The organism is Burkholderia sp. E168m23, assembly GCF_016586125.1.
In the GTDB taxonomy this organism is placed as follows: domain Bacteria; phylum Pseudomonadota; class Gammaproteobacteria; order Burkholderiales; family Burkholderiaceae; genus Burkholderia; species Burkholderia orbicola.
In genome coordinates, this window is the sequence record NZ_BCPP01001159.1 from 1 (window position 1) to 1907 (window position 1907).

The 1907-nt window shown below is 66.6% G+C and carries 2 protein-coding genes; one reads left to right on the top strand and one right to left on the bottom strand.

All coding sequences use genetic code 11. The annotated features are described in order from the left end of the window. On the top strand, positions 1 to 614 hold a 614-nt coding region (locus tag JMF90_RS35190; protein ID WP_201326174.1), incomplete at its 5' end, for an FAD-dependent oxidoreductase. 324 nt (positions 615 to 938) lie between these two features. Here JMF90_RS35190 and JMF90_RS35195 read toward each other — a convergent pair. Next, the gene (locus JMF90_RS35195) at positions 939 to 1874 is read right to left on the bottom strand and encodes an electron transfer flavoprotein subunit alpha/FixB family protein (protein ID WP_011544897.1); all 936 of its coding nucleotides are present in this window, start codon (positions 1872 to 1874) and stop codon (positions 939 to 941) included. Positions 1875 to 1907: the final 33 nt, after the last annotated feature.

Genomic DNA, 1907 nt, shown 5'->3' on the forward strand with positions numbered 1-1907 from the left:
ATGCGCTCGCGATCGCGGGCGGCAAGATCGCCGGCGTGCAGTGCGGCAGCGAGACGGTGCGCGCGGATGCGTACGTCGTCGCGCTCGGCTCGTACTCGACGAACTTCATCTCGAACCTGATGAAGATCCCCGTCTATCCGCTGAAGGGCTATTCGATCACCGCGCCGATCGTCGACGCAGCGGCCGCGCCCGTATCGACCGTGCTCGACGAGACCTACAAGATCGCGATCACGCGCTTCGACCAACGCATCCGCGTCGGCGGCATGGCGGAAATCGTCGGCTTCGACAAGACGCTGCGCGCGGCGCGCCGCGAGACGCTCGAAATGTGCGTAAACGACCTGTTCCCGGGCGGCGGCGACACGTCGAAGGCCACGTTCTGGACGGGCCTGCGCCCGATGACGCCGGACGGCACGCCGATCGTCGGCCGCACGCCGGTGTCGAACCTGTTCCTGAACACCGGCCACGGCACGCTCGGCTGGACGATGTCGTGCGGCTCCGGCCAACTGCTCGCCGACCTGATCTCCGGGAAGAAGCCGGCGATCCAGGCCGACGACCTGTCGGTGCATCGTTACCTGAAGGACGCGCCCGGCCAGACGCGCCCGGCCTACGCGTAAATCGGAACGGCCCGCGGCGGTGCGGGCTCGTTGCATCAGCGAAAAAGGCGCCCTCGGGCGCTTTTTTCGTTTCGGCGACTGCGCGTGCGAGCGCCCGCTCGGCACGAGGCTTCGGTCGACTTGTGCATGGCGCTTGTCGCGCGTCGGGCGAATCGACGCTATCGAACGGACGTACGTGCGCGACGATGCGTTCCGCACGGCACGGGGCGACCGCGGATCGTCCGGGCGAACGACGCCCGCGCCCCTTCAGGCGATGACACAACAAAAAGGGGCGCTCATTGCGCCCCTCGTGCTACATGCTTACCGCCGAAGCGTCACGCCGCATCAGCCGAGCTCGGTCACGAGCTCCGGCACGAGCGAGAACAGATCGCCGACGAGGCCGTAATCGGCCACGCTGAAGATCGGCGCTTCCGGGTCCTTGTTGATCGCGACGATCACCTTCGAATCCTTCATGCCGGCCAGATGCTGGATCGCACCCGAGATGCCGACCGCGATGTACAGCTGCGGCGCGACGATCTTGCCGGTCTGGCCGACCTGGTAGTCGTTCGGCACGTAGCCGGCGTCGACTGCCGCGCGCGATGCGCCGAGCGCCGCCGACAACTTGTCGGCCAGCGGCTCCAGCACCTTCGTGTAGTTTTCGCCGCTGCCCAGACCACGGCCGCCCGACACGATGATGCTCGCCGACGTCAGTTCCGGACGGTCCAGCTTCGTCACTTCACGGCTCACGAACTGCGACTTGCCGGCGTCTGCCGCTGCTTCGATCTTGTCGACCGATGCGCTGCCGCCTTCCGCTGCCACCGGATCGAAACCGGTCGCACGCACCGTGATGACCTTGATCGGATCGCTCGACTGCACCGTCGCGATCGCGTTGCCCGCGTAGATCGGGCGCTCGAACGTGTCGGCCGAATCGACTGCCGTGATGTCCGAGATCTGCGCGACGTCCAGCTTCGCGGCGATGCGCGGCGCGATGTTCTTGCCGTAAGCCGTGGCCGGCGCGAGGATGTGCGAGTAGTCCTTCGCGATGTTCAGCGCGGTCGCTTCGACGTTTTCCGCCAGGCCTTCGGCCAGTTGCGGCGCGTCGGCCAGCAGCACCTTCGAGACACCTGCGATCTTCGCTGCCGCGTCGGCAGCCGCTTGCGCGTTGTGGCCCGCGACCAGCACGTGGATGTCGCCGCCGATCTTCGCGGCCGCCGCCACCGTGTTCAACGTCGCGGCCTTGATCGACGCGTTGTCGTGTTCTGCAATCACCAGAATCGTCATTTCTTTCCGCTCCCTCTTACAGCACCTTGGCTT